General features: G+C 70.1%; 15 protein-coding genes, 1 tRNA gene and 1 pseudogene. 4 read left to right on the top strand and 13 right to left on the bottom strand.

Features of this window, described 5'->3' with window-relative positions; all coding sequences use genetic code 11:
• Positions 1 to 71 precede the first annotated feature (71 nt).
• Both BA895_RS09275 and BA895_RS09270 read right to left on the bottom strand, forming a co-directional pair.
• Complete coding sequence (locus BA895_RS09275) at positions 72 to 800, bottom strand: amino acid ABC transporter ATP-binding protein (RefSeq protein ID WP_070191620.1); 729 nt, start codon at positions 798 to 800, stop codon at positions 72 to 74.
• A gap of 177 nt (positions 801 to 977) precedes the next feature.
• Positions 978 to 2357, bottom strand: coding sequence for a M23 family metallopeptidase (locus BA895_RS09270; RefSeq protein WP_070191619.1), 1380 nt, complete (start codon positions 2355 to 2357; stop codon positions 978 to 980).
• A gap of 313 nt (positions 2358 to 2670) precedes the next feature.
• Between BA895_RS09270 and BA895_RS09265 the strand changes: the two genes are divergently transcribed.
• A complete protein-coding gene (locus BA895_RS09265) occupies positions 2671 to 4563 on the top strand; it encodes a glycoside hydrolase family 15 protein (RefSeq protein ID WP_070191618.1) in 1893 nt (630 codons plus the stop codon).
• A 94-nt stretch (positions 4564 to 4657) separates the two neighbouring features.
• Here BA895_RS09265 and BA895_RS09260 read toward each other — a convergent pair whose 3' ends face one another.
• Together BA895_RS09260 and BA895_RS09255 are read right to left on the bottom strand one after the other, a co-directional pair.
• Complete coding sequence (locus BA895_RS09260) at positions 4658 to 7549, bottom strand: S8 family serine peptidase (protein WP_217493870.1); 2892 nt, start codon at positions 7547 to 7549, stop codon at positions 4658 to 4660.
• Positions 7550 to 7641: 92 nt separating this feature from the next.
• Positions 7642 to 7718, bottom strand: a tRNA-Ile gene (locus BA895_RS09255).
• Between the two features lie 121 nt (positions 7719 to 7839).
• On the opposite strand from BA895_RS09255, the gene BA895_RS09250 reads away from it, so the two are divergent.
• Entirely contained in the window at positions 7840 to 8178 is a 339-nt protein-coding gene (locus BA895_RS09250; RefSeq protein ID WP_070191617.1) for a bifunctional 3-phenylpropionate/cinnamic acid dioxygenase ferredoxin subunit, read from the top strand.
• A 43-nt stretch (positions 8179 to 8221) separates the two neighbouring features.
• Here the strand turns inward: BA895_RS09250 and BA895_RS09245 are convergent, their stop codons facing one another.
• Entirely contained in the window at positions 8222 to 9103 is an 882-nt protein-coding gene (locus BA895_RS09245) for an alpha/beta fold hydrolase (protein WP_070191963.1), read from the bottom strand.
• A gap of 387 nt (positions 9104 to 9490) precedes the next feature.
• Here BA895_RS09245 and BA895_RS09240 point away from each other — a divergent pair, with 387 nt between their 5' ends.
• Positions 9491 to 10006, top strand: coding sequence for a DUF3145 domain-containing protein (locus BA895_RS09240; RefSeq protein ID WP_070191616.1), 516 nt, complete (start codon positions 9491 to 9493; stop codon positions 10004 to 10006).
• A gap of 144 nt (positions 10007 to 10150) precedes the next feature.
• On the opposite strand, the gene fabF is transcribed toward BA895_RS09240, so the two are convergent.
• From fabF to argG, 7 genes are all read right to left on the bottom strand, one after another.
• Entirely contained in the window at positions 10151 to 11401 is a 1251-nt protein-coding gene (fabF, locus tag BA895_RS09235; protein ID WP_070191615.1) for a beta-ketoacyl-ACP synthase II, read from the bottom strand.
• 124 nt (positions 11402 to 11525) lie between these two features.
• Entirely contained in the window at positions 11526 to 11774 is a 249-nt protein-coding gene (locus tag BA895_RS09230; RefSeq protein ID WP_070191614.1) for an acyl carrier protein, read from the bottom strand.
• Between the two features lie 85 nt (positions 11775 to 11859).
• The gene (locus BA895_RS09225) at positions 11860 to 12939 is read right to left on the bottom strand and encodes a beta-ketoacyl-ACP synthase III (RefSeq protein WP_070191962.1); all 1080 of its coding nucleotides are present in this window, start codon (positions 12937 to 12939) and stop codon (positions 11860 to 11862) included.
• Between the two features lie 154 nt (positions 12940 to 13093).
• Complete coding sequence (locus BA895_RS09220; protein WP_070191613.1) at positions 13094 to 14023, bottom strand: ACP S-malonyltransferase; 930 nt, start codon at positions 14021 to 14023, stop codon at positions 13094 to 13096.
• Between the two features lie 133 nt (positions 14024 to 14156).
• Positions 14157 to 15374 carry a CdaR family transcriptional regulator gene (locus BA895_RS09215; RefSeq protein ID WP_070191612.1) on the bottom strand — a complete coding sequence of 406 codons (1218 nt, stop codon included), beginning with the start codon at positions 15372 to 15374 and terminating at the stop codon, positions 14157 to 14159.
• 144 nt (positions 15375 to 15518) lie between these two features.
• Complete coding sequence (locus tag BA895_RS09210; RefSeq protein ID WP_070191611.1) at positions 15519 to 15983, bottom strand: SRPBCC family protein; 465 nt, start codon at positions 15981 to 15983, stop codon at positions 15519 to 15521.
• Positions 15984 to 16012: 29 nt separating this feature from the next.
• A complete protein-coding gene (argG, locus tag BA895_RS09205; RefSeq protein WP_070191610.1) occupies positions 16013 to 17437 on the bottom strand; it encodes an argininosuccinate synthase in 1425 nt (474 codons plus the stop codon).
• A gap of 228 nt (positions 17438 to 17665) precedes the next feature.
• Here argG and BA895_RS09200 point away from each other — a divergent pair, with 228 nt between their 5' ends.
• Complete coding sequence (locus tag BA895_RS09200; RefSeq protein WP_070191609.1) at positions 17666 to 18601, top strand: hypothetical protein; 936 nt, start codon at positions 17666 to 17668, stop codon at positions 18599 to 18601.
• Here BA895_RS09200 and BA895_RS09195 read toward each other — a convergent pair.
• A pseudogene (locus BA895_RS09195) lies at positions 18598 to 19376 on the bottom strand (IS481 family transposase); the annotation flags it as partial. The gene BA895_RS09200 and the pseudogene BA895_RS09195 overlap by 4 nt on opposite strands.

Below are 19376 nucleotides of genomic sequence, written 5' to 3'. Positions count from 1 at the left end.
TGCGGCCCCCGGCGCGGGGACGGTCGTGGCCCGGCGGACGGCATCCGCGAAGGAAGCCGGGCGCTCGGGGGTCAGTGGGTGAGGATCTTGCCGAGGAAGTCCTTGGCGCGGTTGCTCTTCGGGCTGGTGAAGAACTCTTCGGGGGTCGCGACCTCGACGATCTGGCCGTCGGCCATGAACACGACGCGGTCGGCGGCCTTGCGGGCGAAGCCCATCTCGTGGGTGACCACGATCATGGTCATGCCCTCCTTCGCGAGGGCGACCATGACGTCGAGCACCTCACCGACCATCTCGGGGTCGAGGGCCGAGGTCGGCTCGTCGAAGAGCATCACCTTGGGGCCCATCGCGAGGGAACGGGCGATGGCGACGCGCTGTTGCTGGCCACCGGAGAGCTGAGCCGGAAACTTGTCGGCCTGAGCCTCGATGCCGACCCGCTTGAGCAGGGCCTCGGCCTGCTTCTTCGCATCACTCTTGCTCGTCTTGCGCACCTTGATCGGCCCGAGCGTGACGTTGTCACGGATCGTCTTGTGCGCGAACAGGTTGAACGACTGGAACACCATGCCGACGTCGGCCCGCAGCTGCGCCAGGCCCTTGCCCTCCTCGGGCAGCACCTTGCCGTCGATGGTGATGGTGCCGCCCTCGATCGTCTCGAGACGGTTGATGGCGCGGCAGAGCGTCGACTTTCCCGACCCCGACGGGCCGAGAACGACGACGACCTCGCCCCTCCCGACGGTCAGGTTGATGTCGCGCAACACGTGCAGGTCGCCGAAGTGCTTGTTGACGTCTTTCACGACGACCATCGGCTCGCGGTTGCCTCCCGCTTTTTGGCCTTTCGACAAATCGACCCTGTCATGCTGCGCTGCGTCCATGCGGGCAACCTACTAGGTCACAGGGGCCTCAAGCGGGATTGCGGGCACAGCGAAGCCGAATCGTGAGCGAGCCGTCACCCGGCAGGCCGGCCAGGCAGTGGATGCCGCTCAGCGGGCGACGATGTTCGACGCCGTCTCCAGCACGGCCTCGGCGGCCTGCGTCACGGTCGCGGCGGGGGACTTAGCCGACTGGGGCGTCGAGACCGTGCAGGTGGGCGTCGGGACCTGGCCTCCGTCACCCGTGGTCGGCGTAGGGCTGGGCGTCTCTGTCGAAGAACACTCCGTCGGCGTCGGAGACGAGGTGGTCGACGTGGTTACGGGCGGCGCCGTCGTGGTGGTGACGGGCGGTGTCGTCGTGGTGGTGACGGGCGGCGGCGTCGTGGTGGTGACGGGCGGTGTCGTGGTGGTGGTGACGGGCGGCGGCGTCGTGGTCATCGACGGCTTGGGCGTCGTGGTGGTGACGGGCGGCGGTGTCGTGCTGGTGGGGGGCGGCGTCTTGGTCGGTTTCGTCGGCGTGGTGGAAGGTTCGGCCGCCGGCGCTGCGGTCGACGTGGTCGGCGCGGGCGGAATCGGCACGTCGCCGTCGATGACCGGCGGGTTGGGGTTCTTCACGACCGGCTTGCTGGGCGAGCTGCCGGAGCGACCCGGGGCCGGGGAGTAGAACGGGATCGCGGCGGCGTGCGTGCCGGCCAGGCCGAGGTAGGGAGCGGGGTCGACGTAGTGGTTGTTGACGATGACGTCGAAGTGCAGGTGGCAGCCGGTCGACCAGCCGGTCGTGCCGACCAGCCCGATGACCTGGCCCTGCTTCACCACGTCGCCGACCTTGGCGATCATCTTCGACTGGTGCCCGTAGGCGGTCTTGAGCGTGGCGGAGTGGGCGATGATGATGCGGTTGCCCCACGAGGGAGTCGTCGACGCGTACACGACCGTTCCGTCGGCCGCCGCCCTGATCGGCGTACGACACACCGCTCCGAGGTCGATGCCGGTGTGGAACATGGCGCGGCCGAGCAGTGGGTGGATCCGAGGCCCGAAGCCGGAGGTCTCGGGCGCGTTGACGGGGCGGATGAAGCCCACCGAGCCAGCCATCGACCCGGCAAGGAGGGTGCTCCCGAACTCCGGACCGGCACTGCCGGCCACAACGACACCGTCGGATCCGAAGGCAGCAGGCGCGCCAGGTGTTCCCGGAAGAGCCAGCTCGGGAAAGACGATCTGCCCGCCGCCCAGGGCCGCCGCGTCACTGACGACCAGGGCCTGCTGCTGGGTGATCTGGTCGTTGGCGGCCACGATGGCGGCGGCCGCCGACTCCACCGCCTCGGGCGTGCCCGCCGCGAGAACGACGTTCTGCTGGCTGAGGGCCGGGCTGGCACTACCGGCCAGGAACGGGAGCAGGGCGAACAGGAGCAGCAGCGCGCCGAGAGGCGCGGCCCGAACCCGGAGCCGGATGTTGAGCACGACGAGATCTCGCTCGGACTGCTTCGCTTCCTGCATCCGCAGGTCACTCCCGGTGAGGCTGGTCGACTGGTTCCGAGAGCATCGCCGCCCCCGGCTCGCAAGACGACGTGCACCGACCCCCGGCGCCACGTCGACCTCCGATTTGCCAACCATAGGTCTCGGCCGGGCCCGCCGCGCGGTGGTTGCGAAACTTTTGTCAGATACCGGGACGGGAGTGACCAGAGTGTCGGCTGGGGCAGCTCCACGGCCTGCCGCTCTGCTCGACGCGGCGGCTGTTTGGGGCCAGACTGCGACGACCGGATCGCACCACCTGACCGGACATCACCGCGCATCGTTGACGGAGGTCTGCATGGCTGCTGGCACCGGGCACACCCGGAGGAGCTCCACCTACCCCCCCATTGCCGACTACGGCTTCCTGTCTGACTGCGAGGTGACCGCCCTGGTGGCTCCGAGCGGCAACGTCGAGTGGATGTGCCTGCCCCGGATGGACGGCCCCAGCGTGTTCGGCTCGATCCTCGACCGCGACGCGGGTGGCTTCCGGCTCGGGCCGGCCGACGTGCGCGTGCCGGCAGCGCGGCGTTATCTTCCCGGCACGATGATCCTCGAGACGTCATGGGGCACCCCGACCGGCTGGATCATCGTGCGCGACGCGCTGCTGATCGGGCCGTGGCACCACGACGCCGAACGGTCCGCCAGCCACCGGCGTGCCCCGACCGACTACGACTGCGACCACGTGCTGCTCCGTACGGTCCGATGTGTCGACGGAGAGGTGCAGGTCTCGCTCGACTGCAGCCCCGTGTTCGACTACGGGCGCACACCGGCCGCGTGGCAGTACAACGGCGAGGGCTACTCCGACGCCTCCGCCCGAGGCGGTGACGACGACCCGGTGCTGCGTCTCACGACCGACCTACGGGTCGGGTTCGAGGGTGGTCGCGCCGTCGCACGCACGCTCGTCAAGGAAGGCGACACCCGCTTCGTGGCGCTGTCATGGAGTGAGCACGAGCCCCCGACGACCTACGAGGGGGCCTACAACCGGCAGGTGTGGACCGCTCACCACTGGCAGCACTGGCTTGCTCGCGGACGCTTCCCCGACCACCCATGGCGCGAGTACCTCGAGCGAAGCGCCCTCACCCTCAAGGGCCTGACGTACGCGCCGTCGGGTGCGCTGGTCGCCGCGGCCACCACCTCTTTGCCCGAAGACCCCGGGGGAGAACGGAACTGGGACTACCGCTACACATGGATCCGCGACTCGACCCTCACCCTCTGGGCCATGGACCGCCTCGGCTTCGACTGGGAGGCCGACGACTTCTTCTCCTTCATCGCCGACGTCACGGGCACCGGTGACGACCTGCAGATCATGTACGGCATCGACGGGGAGCGACAGCTCACCGAGGGCACCCTCGACCACCTCGAGGGCTACGAGCGGTCGCGACCGGTGCGCATCGGCAACGGGGCCTTCGACCAGAAGCAGCACGACGTCTGGGGCGCCCTGCTCGACACCGTCTATCTACACACCCGCGGCAGCGACCGGCTGGACGACCGGATGTGGACCATCCTCTGCCGCTTCGTCGACGACGCCATCAAGAACTGGCGCGAACCCGACCGGGGCATCTGGGAGGTGCGCGGCAAGCCCCAGCACTTCACGGCATCCAAGGTGATGTGCTGGGTGGCGGTCGACCGGGGGGCCAGGCTCGCCCGTTCTCGAGGCCAGGACGATCGGGCGGCCGGCTGGCAGCGTGAAGCCGACGAGATCAAGAACGACGTACTGCAGCACGGTGTCGACGACCGCGGAGTGTTCGTGCAGCACTACGCCACGTCCGGGCTCGACGCCTCAGCGCTGCTCATCCCGCTGGTCGGCTTCCTGCCCTACGACGACCCGCGCCTCGTCGCGACCGTTCACGCGATCGCCGAGGAGCTGACCCACGACGGGCTGGTGCTGCGCTATCGGGTGGAGTCGACCGACGACGGGCTGTCGGGCGAGGAGGGCACCTTCACCATCTGCTCGTTCTGGCTGGTCAGCGCCTGGGCGCTCATCGGCGAGGTCGACAAGGCGCGCCACCTGTGCGAGAAGCTCTTGCGCATGGCCAGCCCGCTGGGGCTCTACGCCGAGGAGCTCGACGCCGAGAGCGGCCGGCACCTCGGCAACTTCCCGCAGGCCTTCACCCATCTCGGGCTGATCAACGCCGTGCTGCACATCATGGCGGCCGAACGCGCCATGGAGGCCGACGACCGCGACGACTGACCGGTCGCAACCGCCCACGTACCGCCTACAGAGTCCACCGGACGCCGCCGGCCCCGGCCGCGAGAGCGACCGGGGCCAGCGTTGGTGCGTGGTGCTACTGCACGTACCCGGTGAGGTTGAGGGTCACCGCCCGAACCGTGCCCGTGTCCCCAAAGGCCCCGTCGGTGAAAGTGAAGGTCCAGTCACCGTTCGCCGGGGCGGACAGCAGGGACGAGAGCGGGCTGACCGGTTTCCACGTGCCGGTGAACGGGGCGTCGCTCGACAGGACCGACGTGATGCTGGTGGCGGCACTGTCGTCGAAGACGACCTGGCACAGGTTGTTGCCCGAGCCGCCGTTGCGACTGAACACGGTCGCTGTCGCGCCTGACGGCGAGGTCAGCGTGCCGGTGAGATCGCCGACCCAGGTGTGGTCGATGCCCACCGCCGTCGACCCGATGTCGGTCGAGCACGTCGTTCCGTCGACCGAGAACGTGATCGCGGACGCGTACTCCGAGCCGGCCACCGGGATGGTGACGGAGGCTCCGGCCTCGTCACTGTCGGGGATCGCAACCGGCGGACCGGTGTACGAGTAGGCCGTGGGCGAGGATGCCGGCTGGCCTGACTGGAGTGCGACGGTCTCCGTCGTCGGCGACAGGATGCCGACGAAGGCGACCTGCGCAGCGACGGAGATCGGTTTGCCCAGCGGGTAGTCGGCGGCCAGCGTGATTGTGAACGTCCGCGACGTCGTGGCCCCCGCAGCGATGGCGCCGTAACCGCGTGACGCCGGCGTGATCGTGACCTGGGGGTCGTCGGAGCTGAGCCGGGCACTGACCGAGGTCGCCCGCCCGTCGCCGACGTTGGTGACCGGCAGCGTGAGCACACCGCTCTCACCCGGCTCGAGGTACGGGTCTCCGTCACCGGCGGGGGCCACCGTGGCCTGGCCCGCCCTGACGAGCGGTTGCGGGGTGGCCCCGGTCTGCCGCAGGAGCCTCGTGGCGAGCACCACACCGTGGCCGGTGCGGTTGTCGACCCCGGCGGGAGCGAGGTCGATCGCGGTTGACGTCAGCGCGCTGCGCACGCTTGCCAGCGAGATGCGGGGGTTGCCCGACAGCACCAGCGCGGCCAGAGCGGCCGCGTGCGGAGCGGCCGCCGAGGTGCCGAAGAAGGGCGAGAAGCCGGGCACCGTGGTCGACACCCCGTCGGCCGCGGTGATGTCGGGCTTCTGGCGCACGACGCCACCGGTCGAGCTGGTGTTACCCGGCGTGTACGGGGTGCCGTCGGCCTGGAAGAAGACCCGGCGGGGGCCGTCGGAGGTGAACCGCTCCGGCAGCTGGTTGCGGGTGAACGCGTTCGGGAACGGTCCCGAGGGGTTCGGTGGGTCGCCGGTCTCCAGGGCGAAGGGCAGGGGGTCGGCGGCGGGCGCTGCCGCGGTGCTGAAGGCGTTGACCGTGGCCGAGTGACCGCGGGTCATGCCGGGGGTGACGTAGGCCTTGAGGCCGTCGGCGGAGTCGGAGTAGCGACCTCGGAACGCAGACAGCTGGAAGTAGCGGTCGGCGCCGGAGAACTTGACCACGGCGAGCCGCTGTCCGGCTCCGAACCCGGTCTGGAGGATCTCGAAGGGGTCCTGGGTGCCGTTCTGCACCTGCTGCGAGAAGTCGGTGACGTTGCCGGCCGAGTCGAACAGGTAGAGGTCGTAGTCGTCGGTGGCCGCCCCCAGCGGGTTCGCCCAGAACAGCGGCACCACGACGCCGGAGCTCTCGTCGGACAGCGGCTCGAACACCTGCACCCCGGGGCCGGGGTCGAAGTCGTGAGCCGTACCCGCGAACTTGCCGACGCCCTGACCGGAGGAGACGAAGTCGCCCTCGTAGTTGCCTGAGGTGCCGTCGATGACGTTGCCCTCGTTGCCGGCCGAGCTGAAGTAGAGCGCACCGTCGTCGGTCACGGTGTTGACCGCCTGGGCGACGGGGCCGTCCTGGAACGGCGACTCGGCGTAGTAGAGGACGTCGTCGACGATGATGTCGCAGTCGGCCTGCGAGCGCAGGGCCCGGATGTTGTCGGCGAAGGAGGCCTCGCTGATGAACGCACTGGCGAAGCCCAGCTCGGCGTTAGGGGCGAGGTCGTGGATGATCTCGAGCATCGCGGTGCCCTCGTCGCCGCTACCCTCCTGCCCCGGCAGCACGTCGACCGGGGGCAGATCGCCCGAGGCGATCGAGGCGGCCAGCGAGTCGACGCCGTCAGAGAGAGCGCACACCTTGACGCCGGTGCCGGTCACCTTGAACCGCTGGCGAGCGGTGTCGGCGGCGTGCGCCTTGTCGCCCTCGGAGGTGACCGAGCCGGCGGCCAGCTTGTTGGTCGTGGGTTTGAGCGCCCTCTTCAGGGCGGCCTCCACGCGCGCGGTGCGCTGCTGCTTCTCCGACGTCGCACTGTTCGGGTCGACCATGCGGCCCGGGGCTCGGCGGTCGTCATCGCTGGTCATCGCGCCGCCGGCCTCACGAACCGAACGCACCTCCTTCCAGCCCGCCACGGTGGTGAGCGCGTCGGGCGGAACGTTCGCCCGTACCGAGCGCACGGTCGGCGAGGAGTAGACGACGCTCGCCCCGGTCGCGCGCAGGCGGGCGAGCAGCGAGTCGGTGACCGTGCTGACGTCGATGTCGACCGCGACCGTGGCGCCCTTGGTCGCCGACGCCGCGTCGAGGGCGGGCAGGGCGGCACGCAGGGCGCCGTTGCTGCGCGCCCGCAGCGAGACGGCCAGCCGGCTGTCGAGCTTGCGCTCGGCCCCGGTGAGCGAGGACTTGATCTTCTGGAGTGCGGCGATCTGGGCCGAGCTGGTGGCGGGCATCTGGCCCGGCAAGACGACCGGGCGGGCGACAGGTCGGTCAGGCGGCGTGAGAGCGGCCGCGGTGAGTGGTAGTGACATGGCGGCTACCACGACGAAGGTCATGGCGCCACGTACGGAACGCATCTTGGTGAACCCCTGAGGCGCCGAACGGCGCGTGTTCGAATGCATGAAACACACTTACCTGAACAAATGCGTCTTCGCGCGCCCAAATAGTATGAGTGCCACAAAAGGGACCCAAGTGAGATACTGCTGCGTGGTACTGGTGGGGCAGCAGGGGCTTGAACCCTGGACCGACGGATTATGAGTCCGCTGCTCTGACCGGCTGAGCTACTGCCCCTGACCTCACGCCGACCTCGCGCCAGGACGCGATGATCCTAGCCGGGGCCCGCGCCCTGCCCTGGATCGCCTAGGCTCGCACGAGAGCCCTGAGCGGGCACGTGATGCACGGGAGGAGCCAGATGAGCGAGGGAATCCGCGCCGCCGCGGTGGGCGATGTCGAGCCGGGGGAGGCCCTGCTGCTTCCGATGGAGCTGACCGGGTCGGCTGAGCCGATCTCGCTCTTTCGCGACGACGACGGCACGTACTACGCGCTCGATGACACCTGCTCCCACGAGGACGCCAGCCTCTCCGAGGGGTGGGTCGAGGCCGGCGAGGTCGAGTGTCCGCTCCACGCGACTCGGTTCTGCCTGGCCGACGGGGTGCCACAGTGCCTGCCGGCCACCAAGCCGGTGCGCACCCACAAGGTCGAGGTGCGCGATGACGACGTGTTCCTCTTCGTGGGGGTGCCGGCCGCCTGACTGCGGCCCCGCGGCCCGGTGGCGAGCCGAACCAACCGCTCGGTCAGCCTGCGGCTTTCGTGTTCGGGGCGGGTTCTTCCTGGCCCGGCCCGGTCACAGCGATGAAGTCGCGCAACAGCATCGCGAAGCGGTCGGGGTCATCGAGGTGCGGGTAGTGTCCGGCCCCGTCGAACAGCTCGACGCGACACCCGGGAATCGCTTCCCTGGCCCGCTCGGCGTGCGAGACCGGGATGACCATGTCGTTGGTTCCCCAGACGACCAGCACGGGCAGGTCGGCGAGGTCAGGCAGGTAGTCCTTTGCGGTGACACTCTGCCCCCCCGGGTCGATCACGGCACGGGTGGTGGCCAGGAAGGCGCGTCGGCTGTCGGCGTCGTTGAGCGCCGTGAACCCCTCCCAGGCAGCGCGCATGTCGTGGCTGGCTCGCCAACCCACCCGCGCAAGGCCGCGTCCGATGGTCTCGACCCCACCGCGCACCCTGGTGGAGGCGATGAGGGGAAGGACCCACTCGGCTCCCGGCAGGGTGGCGGCCCGCAGGGCCGGGATGACCTCACGGCCCAGCCCGCCGGAGCCGACGAGAACGAGCCGTTCGACCCGCTCGGGGAAGAGGTAGCAGAACTGCAGCGAGATGCCGCCGCCCAGGGAGTGGCCGACGAGCGTGACCTTGTCGACGCCGAGGGCATCGATCAGATCGCGCAGCATGCCGGCGTGGGCGCCGAGGGAGTAGTCGCCCTGCGGCTTGGCTGAAGACCCGTGCCCGAACAGGTCGGGGACGATGACCCGGTGCGTGTCGTCGATGCGGTCGATCAGCGTGCGCCAGTTGCGGTGTGAGCCGAGCAGTCCGTGCACGAAGAGCACGACGTCCCCGCTGCCGCTGTCGACGTAGCTCAAGGCGTTGCCGTGCAGGGACATGGTCTGCGGACCCATCACGGTCGACACCTCCTTGGTCTGCTGCCGGCTCGCACCTCGAGCCCGACGCTGACCCCGGCGGGCGCACTGGGCCCGGCCGCGATCCGGCGTTGTACCCATTGTGGACCACCAGGACTGCCGAGATGCCGTTTCCGACGGTTGCGGCCGGCGCCTGGTCGGCCGTGTCTGCTGCCACCGAGCCGTTGTACCGACGCTGTGACTGATGGTGCCTCTGGTGCACGCGGGGGCTCGTGGTGCACAATGGGCCCCATGCCCGCTCCGGTGGGCACGGCGGCATCCGCTCAGAGTTCGGGCGGACGCCGGCGAAGATCGTTCGGTGGTATGGCTGGCCCGGGTGTGAGAGGTCGTTGGGGAAGACGTCCCTCACACACCCAGGAGGTTCGGATGTCTGCCGTGAGGTCGCGTGTCACCACGCGCGGGGTCGTGTTCGTTCACGCGACCCCCGCCGCGCTCTGCCCGCACATCACCTGGGCGGTCGAGGCCGTGCTCGGTGAGCAGGTCTCGTTCGAGTGGTCGCCCCAACCGGTGGCGCCGAGGTCGATGCGCGCCGAGCTGGGCTGGAGCGGCCCGGTCGGCACCGGGGCTCACCTCGCCAGCGCCCTTCGTGGGTGGGACGGTCTGCGCTACGAGGTGACCGAGGACCCGTCTGCGCACGCCGACGGGGGCCGTTGGTCATACACCCCGAGCCTTGGCATCCACCACACGATGACCTCCGTCTCGGGGGATGCCGTCGTGCAGGAGGACCGGTTGCGAGAGGCCATCGCCCGCACCAAGGGCGACGTGCTCGCTCTGCAGGACGAGATCGACCTGTTGCTCGGCGCCCCCTGGGACGACGAGCTGGAGCCGTTCCGGTACGCCGGAGACGGCGCCCCGGTGCGCTGGCTGCACCAGGTGGGCTGAGCAGCCAGAACGCCTCTCCGACCTCCCGGCCGTCGCGACCTCCAGTGCGGCGACACCGGGACGACGAAGGCCCGGAGGGTTCGTGCCTCCGGGCCTTCGTCGTACGTTCTTCGGGTCTGCGTCGGAAGGAGGTGGCCCGCCCGCTCAGATGCTGCGGATGGCCAGGGCCACGTTGTGCCCGCCGAACCCGAACGAGTTGTTCAGGGCGGCGATGTCGCCGGCCGGCAGCGTCTGGTGCTCACCCGTGACGACGTTGAGGGCAATCGCGGGGTCCTGATGGTCGAGGTTGATCGTCGCCGGAACGGTGCGGTGGTAGACCGACAGGATCGTGAACACCGCCTCGAGCGCACCGGCCGCGCCGAGCAGGTGCCCGGTCATCGACTTGGTGGCGGTGACGGTGAGGTGGTCGGTGAAGTCGCCGAAGGCCCGCTTGATGGCGTTGTACTCGGCGATGTCACCGACCGGGGTGGAGGTGGCGTGGGCGTTGACGTGGATGATGTCGCGTAGGTCGAGGTCGGCCCGCTCGATCGCGGCCAGCATGGCCCGTGAGGCGCCGGCGCCCTCCGGTTCGGGCGCGGTGATGTGGTGCGCGTCAGACGAGATGCCGACGCTGGCGAGCTCGGCGTAGACGCGCGCACCGCGGGCCCTCGCGTGCTCCTCCGACTCGAGCACGATGAGAGCCGAGCCCTCACCCAGAACGAACCCGTCACGGTCGATGTCGTAGGGCCGCGACGCGAGCTCGGGCTCGTCGTTGCGCGTCGAGAGCGCCTGCATGGCGGCGAAACCGGCGATCGGCAGGGCGTGCACCGCGGCCTCGGTGCCACCGGCGACGACGATGTCGGCGCGGCCGGTACGGATCATCTCGATGGCGTAGCCCATCCCCTCCGCGCCGGACGCGCAGGCGCTGACGGGGGTGTGGGCGCCCGCACGGGCACCGAGCTCGAGGGACACGGCGGCGGCCGGGCCGTTCGGCATGAGCATCGGGACGGCCAGCGGGTAGACCCGACGCGGGCCCTTCTCGCGCAGGTTGTCCCACTGGTCGAGCAGCGTCCAGACTCCGCCGATGCCCGAACCGATCACGACGCCGAGTCGCTCGGGGTCGACGTCGGGGGAGCCGGCATCCGCCCAGGCCTCGCGCGAGGCGATCAGCGCGTACTGGCTGGAGGGGTCGAGCCGGCGGGTCTCGACCTTGGTCAGCACCTCGATGGGCGGAACCTTGATGGTCGCGGCGAAGGTGACGGGCAGCTCGTACTTGCTGACCCAGTCGTACTCCATCGGTCGGGCGCCGGACTGGCCCGCGAGGATGGCGTCCCAGGTCTGCGGGACGGTGCCGCCCACGGGGGTGGTGGCACCGAGACCGGTGACGACGACTCGTCGGTCGCGAAGGGACGTCATGGTGAGGTGCTCCTTAGGGATTGAGCCGTGGTCGTTTCTGGGTGTTCGTGCTGGGGCCGAGCGGACGCCGGGTCACGAGATCGGGCTCGTGACCCAGCGTCGGTCACCCGAGGGTGACGGTGGCTCAGGACTGCGCGCCGCCGATGAACGTGACGGCGTCGCGAACGGTCTTGAGGTTCTTGACCTCGCTGTCGGGGATGCGCACCCCGAACTTCTCCTCGGCGTTGACGACGATGGTCATCATCGAGAGGGAGTCGATGTCTAGGTCGTCGGTGAACGACTTGTCCATCTCGACCGACGCGGTGTCGAGACCGGTCTCTTCGTTGACGATGTCGGCGAGACCCGCGAGGATCTCCTGCTCGGACTGAGCCATCTGGCTGCTCCTTGTGTTGACGGTGGTGGTGGCGCTCTGCAGTGGTCCGATGTGACCCGTCGGACCGGCGGGAACCTGGGCGTGCCTAGGGCAGCACGATGACCTGGGCGGCATACACGAGGCCGGCCCCGAACCCGATCTGCAGCGCGAGGCCACCGCTCGGGATCTCCTTCTCGGCCAGCATCCGCGCTGTCGCGAGCGGCACGGAGGCCGCCGAGGTGTTGGCCGTGGTGGCGATGTCGCGGGCGATGGGGATGTCGGCGGGAAGCTTCAGCTGCTTGGCCATCGCGTCGATGATGCGCACGTTCGCCTGGTGCGGGATGAAGGCGTCGAGGTCGTCGGCGGTGATGCCCGCCCTGTCGATGGCCTGCTGCGCCACGGGGGCCATGCCCCAGACGGCCCACCGGAACACGGACTGACCCTGCATGCCGATGGCGGGCCACCCCTTCGAGCTGCGGCCCGCGAGATCGGCCTGCTCCTCGCCGGGGGTCCATTCCTCGTTGAGCCAGGTGTCCTTGACCGCGACCCAGGACTCGCGCTGGGTGATGGCGTCGCGCTGGGAACCGTCGGAGCCCCACACCGTGGGGCTGATGCCGGGTGTGTCGCTCGGACCGATGACGCACGCACCGGCGCCGTCACCGAAGATGAAGGCGCTGCCGCGGTCGTAGGGGTCGGTGAAGTCACTCAGCTTCTCGACGCCGACGACGAGCACGTAGTCGGCCGACCCGGCCTTGACCAGGTCACTGGCCATACCCACGCCGAAGCAGTACCCGGCGCAGGCGGCCGAGATGTCGAGCGCAGGCGCCGTAGAGCCCAGGCGGTAGGCGAGCTCGGGGGCGGCTGCGGGAGTCTGGTAGGGGTGGGTGACAGTGGCCAGCAGCACGAACCCGATCTGGTCGGCGCGGATGCCGGCGAGCTCGAGGGCCTGCCGTGAGGCCGCCTCGGCCATGTCGATGACGCTTTCGTTCTCGGCGGCGAAGTGTCGGCTGATGATGCCCGTGCGCTCGCGGATCCACTGGTCGCTGGAGTCGATCTTGTCGACGAGCTCGGCGTTGGTCACCACGCGCGCCGGGCGGTAGGCGCCGACGCCGAGGACGCGGGAGTGTCTGCCCGGGCCCAGGTCGGCGAGCGTGCCGGTGCCCTTGGGCGAGACGGGGGAGGGGATCGAGGTCACGTGGCCTTCTCGGGTCGGGTTCGGAGAGCTGCGGAGATCAGGCGGCGACGCAGGAGCAGGCGACCGGCAGGATCACCGTCGGCCGGGGCCCTACCCCTGAGCGTGCCCCTAGAGGGGCCCTTCGCGCCAGTCTGGACCGCAGGGGTCATGCGCGGTGGGCATCGATCAGGGTGTGGGCCGCAGCGAGGTCGTCGGGCGACTTGAGGGCGAGCGTCTCCACGCCTCGCATGGCCCGTTTCGCCAGACCGACGAGAGTGCCGGCCGGGGCGAGCTCGATCAGGCCGGTCACGCCCAGAGAGAGCATCGTCTCCATGCAGAGGTCCCAGCGCACGGGGTTGCTCACCTGGCGAACCAGCCGGTCGAGGGCCTGCGCGCCGCTCTCGACCGGTGTGCCGTCGGCGTTGCTGAGCAGGGTGAGCGCCGGATCGGCAGGTGTGACGGACGCGGCTGCCGCTCCGAGCACCTCGACCGCGGGAGCCATGTGATGAGTGTGGAAGGCGCCGGCCACCTGCAACGGGATGACGCGGGCCTTGGCCGGCGGGGCGTCACGCAGGGCAGCGACCTGCTCGATCGTGCCCGCGGCGACCACCTGGCCGGCGCCGTTGACGTTGGCCGGGGTCAGGCCGAGCGCCTCGAGAGTGCTGAGCACTTCGTCGGGGTCGCCGCCCAGCACCGCGGCCATACCGGTGGGCGTGACCGCGCTGGCCTGCGCCATCGCGCGTCCGCGGGCGGCGACGAGGGTGATGGCCTGCTCGTCGGTGATGACCGCCGCCAGGGCGGTTGCGGTCAGCTCCCCGACGGAGTGGCCGGCCAGCACCGCGCCGGTGGCGACGAGGTCATCGCGCGAGGCGAAGAGCGCCGAGGCGACCACCAGGCCGGCCGCGACGATGAGCGGCTGGGCGACGGCGGTGTTCTTGATGGTCTCGGCGTCGGACTCGGTGCCGTGCGCGACGAGGTCGAGGCTAGCGGCACCTCCGAGCGCGGTCAGCTGCTCACGCGCCCCGTCGAGCTCGAGCCAGGGGGCGAGGAAGCCGGGGGTCTGGGAGCCCTGTCCGGGGCACACGATGGCTAGCACCCCTCCACCATGGCGGCTCAGCCCCCTCGACGGCGCCAGCGAAAGTCACCAAGTCACATGACATTGTTTGGAGGAAACCTCCAAACTGCTCGGTAATGAATACGCTCGCCGGATGGACGGCGGTCAGCACTGCTCAACCCGTGGTAGGTGGGGCCGAACGCCCCGGGGTGCTCGCGTCGAGGCGGCCGAGAGAGAGCCCGATGCGCAGGGCCCAGGCTTCGCGCGGCGTGCCGAGATCGTAGCCGGTGACCGCGGCGATGCGGCCGACCCGGTACCGCACGGTGTTCGGGTGCACGAACAGCATCCGGGCGGTGGCCTCGATCGATCCGCCGTTCTCGAGGTAGGCCGTCGCGGTCTCGAGAAGCGATGCCTGCGATGGGCGCGCGAGCGGGCGAAACACCCGGTCGACCAGCGCTCGTCGCGCCGGCCCGTCGCCGGCCAGGGCCCGTTCGGGCAGCACGGCATCGGCCTCGAGCAACCGTGGCGACGCCGGCCAAGCCGGTGCGGCCGACAGACCGCTGAGGGCCGCACGGGCTGAACGACCGGCGGCGAAGAGGTGCGGCACCGTGGGCCCGATCACGATCGGCCCCTCACCGAAGCAGTCCTGCACGTCCGCCAGTACACGCGCGGGCTCACGCGTGCCCCCGAGGATGGCGATGAGTCGGGTTCGCTGCACGATGGCCAGCGCCTCGACCCGGTGGTGGCGCACCGCCCGGCGCAGATCGTCGACGGCGGCGGCCGGCCCGCCGGCCCCGAGCCGGTCATCCGGGGTGGCGCCGACGACGAAGGTGACGTCGGCCACCTCTCCCCAGCCCAGGGCCGTGGCGCGCGACTGCATCGACTCATCTGCCTCACCGCGCAGCACGGCGTCGACCACGAGGGCCTCGAGGCGGGCGTCCCAGGCTCCGCGGGCCTCCGCCGCCCCGGCGTACACCTCGGCCGCGGCGAAGGCGATCTCGCGCGAGAAGCGCAGCACCGACTCGCGCAGCAGCTGTTCGTCGCCCGGCCCGGCCAGACTCTCCACGCGCGACTCGACGACGTCGACCACGGTGCGCACGAGGTCGAGGGTCTGACGCAGGTTGACCGACCGGGTCAGCTCCTGGGGTGCGTTGGCGAAGATCGAGATCGCCGAGGGTGCGTGACCCTCGTCATGGTGGAACCAGGTGATGAACTGCGAGATGCCCGCCTGGGCGACGAGGCCCACCTGCGAGCGTTCCTGCGCCGAGAGGTCGCGGTACCAGCGCAGGTTCGCCTCCATCCGCTGCGCCGCCAGCGTGGCGAGCTCGCCGGCACTCTGGGCGACCGCGAGGGCGGTCACCTCGCTCGGTCGCTGACGCGGCGGCTGGTTCACCCGCCCCAGCCTAGGGTCGCCGGCCGGTGGTTTGTGGGCGGCCCACAAACGGCTCTGACGCACGCGAGCCCGCCCGCTGCCGTGGGGCAGTGGGCGGGCTCGTGCGGATGGTCTCGCGTTCGGTGCTCCGAGGGGGCCGGCCGCTCAGCTGGAGACGGAGGACGCCAGGTTGCCGAGGGAGTCCTCGAGCTGTTCCTTGGTGATGAGGGGGAAGCTCACCATCGACAGGATCTTCTTGTCGGTCACCTTCGACCAGTCGTAGGTCAGGGTGACGTCGGTCGAGTCAGGGCCCGTCGGGTCGAGCTCCCACAGCCACTCCCACCCGGGCGGGTCGGTGTCGGCCGGGGCGGTCTTCCAGGCGATGAGCTTGTTGTGGTCGAAGCCGCTGACGGTGTTGTCGGTCTGGTACTCACCGCCCATGTGCGGGCCCTCCATGTTCATCCGGAAGACGTCGCCGACCGCCTTGATGCGTTCAGCCTTCTCGTCGGAACGGACGAAGCCCGAGCCGTCGAGCTCGGTATGGCGCTTGGGGTTGCTCAGCACGTCGAAGATGTCGGCAGCCGAGGCGTCGATCGCGCGGTGGACAGTCATTTTTCCGTCGTCACTCATGCGTGGACCGTACCCGTTAACCGTGGGAGTCAGTCGGTGCCGAACTCCATCGCGGCCCGGTCGAGCGCGTCGTCCTCGGCGTCGACACCGGATGCCGCCGGGTTGGCAGAGATGGCCGCGGCGCCACCGGGCGCCAGCTCGCCGACAAGATCGGTGGCGCCCTGTCCGAGCAGGCCCGCGGCAGCGTACTGCTCGAGCTTCGCGCGAGTGTCCGCGATGTCGAGGTTGCGCATGGTCAGCTGGCCGATGCGGTCGACGGGGCCGAACGCGGCATCCTCGGTGCGCTCCATCGACAGCTTCTCGGGGTGGTAGCTGAAGGCCGGCCCGGCCGTGTTGACGATCGACCAGTCGTCGCCGCGACGCAGGCGCACGGTGACCTCGCCCGTGACGGCCGAGGCGATCCACCGCTGCAGCGACTCGCGGATCATCAGGCTCTGCGGGTCGAGCCAACGGCCTTCGTAGAGCAGCCGCCCGAGCTTGCGGCCCTCGGCGTGGTAGTTCGCGATGGTGTCCTCGTTGTGGATCGCGTTGAGCAGGCGCTCGTAGGTCAGGTGCAGCAGGGCCATGGCCGGTGCCTCGTAGATGCCCCGCGACTTGGCCTCGATGATGCGGTTCTCGATCTGGTCGCTCATGCCCAGCCCGTGCCGCCCGCCGATGGTGTTCGCCTCGTCGACGAGGGCGACGGCATCCGGGAAGGTCCGGCCGTTGATGGCGACCGGGCGCCCGGACTCCCAGGTGACGGTGACGTCCTCGGTCTCGATGGTCACCGACGGGTCCCAGTGGGCCACGCCCATGATGGGGGAGACGACCTCCATCGACTCGCTGAGAAACTCCAGGGTCTTGGCCTCGTGGGTGGCGCCCCAGATGTTGGCGTCGGTCGAGTAGGCCTTCTCGGCGCTCGCCCGGTAGGGCAGGTCGCGGGCGCTCAGCCACTGCGACATCTCGTGCCGCCCGCCGAGCTCGGTGACGAAGTCGGCGTCGAGCCAGGGCTTGTAGATGCGCAGGTGGGGGTTGGCGAGCAGGCCGTAGCGGTAGAACCGCTCGATGTCGTTGCCCTTGAACGTCGAACCGTCGCCCCAGATCGAGACGTCGTCGTTCTGCATGGCGCGCACGAGCAGCGTGCCGGTGACGACCCGGCCGAGCGGGGTGGTGTTGAAGTAGGTCTTGCCGCCGCTGCGAATGTGGAAGGCGCCGCACGCGATGGCCGAGAGGCCCTCCTCGACGAGCGCGGCTCGGCAGTCGACGAGGCGGCTGATCTCGGCCCCGTACGCAACGGCCCGCCCGGGCACCGAGTCGATGTCGGGCTCGTCGTACTGCCCGAGGTCGGCCGTGTAGGTGCAGGGCACGGCCCCCTTCTCGCGCATCCAGGCCACGGCCACGGAGGTGTCGAGACCGCCCGAGAAGGCGATGCCGACGCGGTCGCCGACGGGGAGCGAGGTCAGAACTTTTGACATGTTGCAAGTATATGCACAGTCATGCATACCTATCCAACGCGGGTTCATCACCGGCTGCGCCCCGGGTCAGTGAGCGGGCTGAGGGTCAGCAGCGGCCGAGCGCTGCGGCGCCGCTGACCCAGTTCGGCTCTGCTGACCCATCCACACCTCCCTGCGTGGTCTCAGCGTTGTCCACAGCTGGCCGGGCCAGCACCTGACGGTGCGCCCGTCGTGCCGGAGGCTCTGGTCATGGACCTGACTCTCATTGCCCGTGACGGGGTCTTTGCAGCCGCCGACGCCGCGCGCGTCGGCCTGGACAAGAATGCTCTGGGGCGGCTGGTGAAGGACGGTCGCTGTCTGCGGCTGGCCGTCGGCTGGTACGCCATCGCCGAAGGGGCACCCCCGGAGCGAGAGCAGCTGCATCGCCTGCGTTCGATCGCCTTCGGTCGCCAGTTCCGCATGCGGGCTGCCCTCAGCCACCACTCGAGACTCGTTCTCGCCGGCCTCCCGACGTACGCCGCCCCCCTCGACACGGTGCACCTGACCGCATGGGCGCCGGCGGCGGGAGGCGTGTCCGTGTCACGCCCAGGCGTGAGGGTGCACCGACAGGTGGCCGGCCTGCATCGTCCAGCGGCCGACGTTGCCGGCAGCCTCGAGAGCCATCGCCCGCGAGCCGTACCCGTCGCCTACGCCGCGGTGCAGGCCGGGCTGCTGGCGGGGCCCCAGGCCTTCCTCGTGGCGGCCGATGCGGCGCTCCGAGCCCAAGCGGCGACCGCGACCGAGCTCTCCGGGGCCGTTGCGGTGTTTGCGAAGCACACAGGCATCGGACCCGTCCGGTCGGCGCTGTCGCTCGTCGATCCTCAGCATGAGTCCCCCGGGGAGTCTCGCACCGCGTTCGTGCTCTCCATGCTCGGTTTCGAGCTCGAGCCCCAGTTCGAGGTCGTCGCAGAGGGTCGTCGGTACCGGGCCGACTTCCGGATTCGTGGCACCCGCGTGCTCGTCGAGTTCGACGGGGCCGTGAAGTACGCCGATGGCGACCGTCGGGTGCTCTTCGACGAGAAGCGGCGCGAGGACGTCCTCCGTCGTGACGGTTGGGTCGTCGTGCGCCTGGTGTGGGTCGACCTGTCCGACCCTGACGGCCTCAGGCGCCGGGTCATGGCGGCATGCGCGCTGGCGGCCTGCTAGGTGTTGTGCCCACAGAGGTTGGGTACGCGCTCGGCTGGTGAGGCGCCCTTGAGTGCGGTGTGGCCGCGGTGGTGATTGTAGGTGTGCAGGAAGCTGGGGAACGCGGCGACCCGCTCGGTTTCGGAGCGGTACGGGCGGGCGTAGGCCCATTCCTGTTCGAGGGTTCGGTTGAACCGTTCGACCTTGCCGTTGGTCTGGGGCCGGTACGGGCGGGTCCGTTTGTGTACGACCGGGCCGAGGGCTGCCGCGAAAGCCCCTGAGCGGTAGGCAGACCCGTTGTCGGTCAGGACCCGTTTGACCGTGATCCCGCACGAGACGAAGTACGCGTTCGCCCGGGCCCAGAACCCCGACGCGGTCTCCTTCCGCTCATCGGCCAGGATCTCGGCGTACGCCAGGCGGGAGTGGTCATCGACCGCGTTGTGGATGAACGCGGTCCCCGGCCGGGCGGCCTTCTTGATCCGGTTGCCTTTGGCCCGGCCGTGGATGCGGTGCCCACCACCATCGGGGATCCGGCCGAGCTTCTTGACATCCACGTGCACCAGGTCACCGGGGGCCTCGTGTTCGTACCGTAGCGGCGCGGGTTTGGCCCGTAGCCGGGCCCCGGTAGCCGGGTCGGTCCACGACAGCGGCGGCGCGTGGTGGCGGGTCAGGACCTTGTGGACGGTCGCCGGGTTCAGCCGCAGCCGGTACCCGATCCGGGCCGGACCCCAGCGCCGCGAGACCCCATAATCCGCCGTTCGGTGCGCCGGTCCAGCTGCCGCGGGCACGACGTGGG

The organism is Humibacillus sp. DSM 29435 (assembly GCF_001758225.1).
GTDB lineage: Bacteria > Actinomycetota > Actinomycetes > Actinomycetales > Dermatophilaceae > DSM-29435.
The sequence above is the reverse complement of the archived record's forward strand: the minus strand, read 5'-3'. Positions and strand labels throughout refer to the sequence as shown.

What these genes read in the sequence shown, in the direction of transcription:
- BA895_RS09275 (WP_070191620.1), bottom strand. Translation starts at nt 800, where the DNA reads ATGGTCGTCGTGAAAGACGTCAACAAGCACTTCGGCGACCTGCACGTG.
- BA895_RS09270 (WP_070191619.1), bottom strand. Translation starts at nt 2,357, where the DNA reads ATGCAGGAAGCGAAGCAGTCCGAGCGAGATCTCGTCGTGCTCAACATC.
- BA895_RS09265 (WP_070191618.1), top strand. Translation starts at nt 2,671, where the DNA reads ATGGCTGCTGGCACCGGGCACACCCGGAGGAGCTCCACCTACCCCCCC.
- BA895_RS09260 (WP_217493870.1), bottom strand. Translation starts at nt 7,549, where the DNA reads ATGCATTCGAACACGCGCCGTTCGGCGCCTCAGGGGTTCACCAAGATG.
- BA895_RS09250 (WP_070191617.1), top strand. Translation starts at nt 7,840, where the DNA reads ATGAGCGAGGGAATCCGCGCCGCCGCGGTGGGCGATGTCGAGCCGGGG.
- BA895_RS09245 (WP_070191963.1), bottom strand. Translation starts at nt 9,103, where the DNA reads ATGGGTCCGCAGACCATGTCCCTGCACGGCAACGCCTTGAGCTACGTC.
- BA895_RS09240 (WP_070191616.1), top strand. Translation starts at nt 9,491, where the DNA reads ATGTCTGCCGTGAGGTCGCGTGTCACCACGCGCGGGGTCGTGTTCGTT.
- fabF (WP_070191615.1), bottom strand. Translation starts at nt 11,401, where the DNA reads ATGACGTCCCTTCGCGACCGACGAGTCGTCGTCACCGGTCTCGGTGCC.
- BA895_RS09230 (WP_070191614.1), bottom strand. Translation starts at nt 11,774, where the DNA reads ATGGCTCAGTCCGAGCAGGAGATCCTCGCGGGTCTCGCCGACATCGTC.
- BA895_RS09210 (WP_070191611.1), bottom strand. Translation starts at nt 15,983, where the DNA reads ATGAGTGACGACGGAAAAATGACTGTCCACCGCGCGATCGACGCCTCG.
- argG (WP_070191610.1), bottom strand. Translation starts at nt 17,437, where the DNA reads ATGTCAAAAGTTCTGACCTCGCTCCCCGTCGGCGACCGCGTCGGCATC.
- BA895_RS09200 (WP_070191609.1), top strand. Translation starts at nt 17,666, where the DNA reads ATGGACCTGACTCTCATTGCCCGTGACGGGGTCTTTGCAGCCGCCGAC.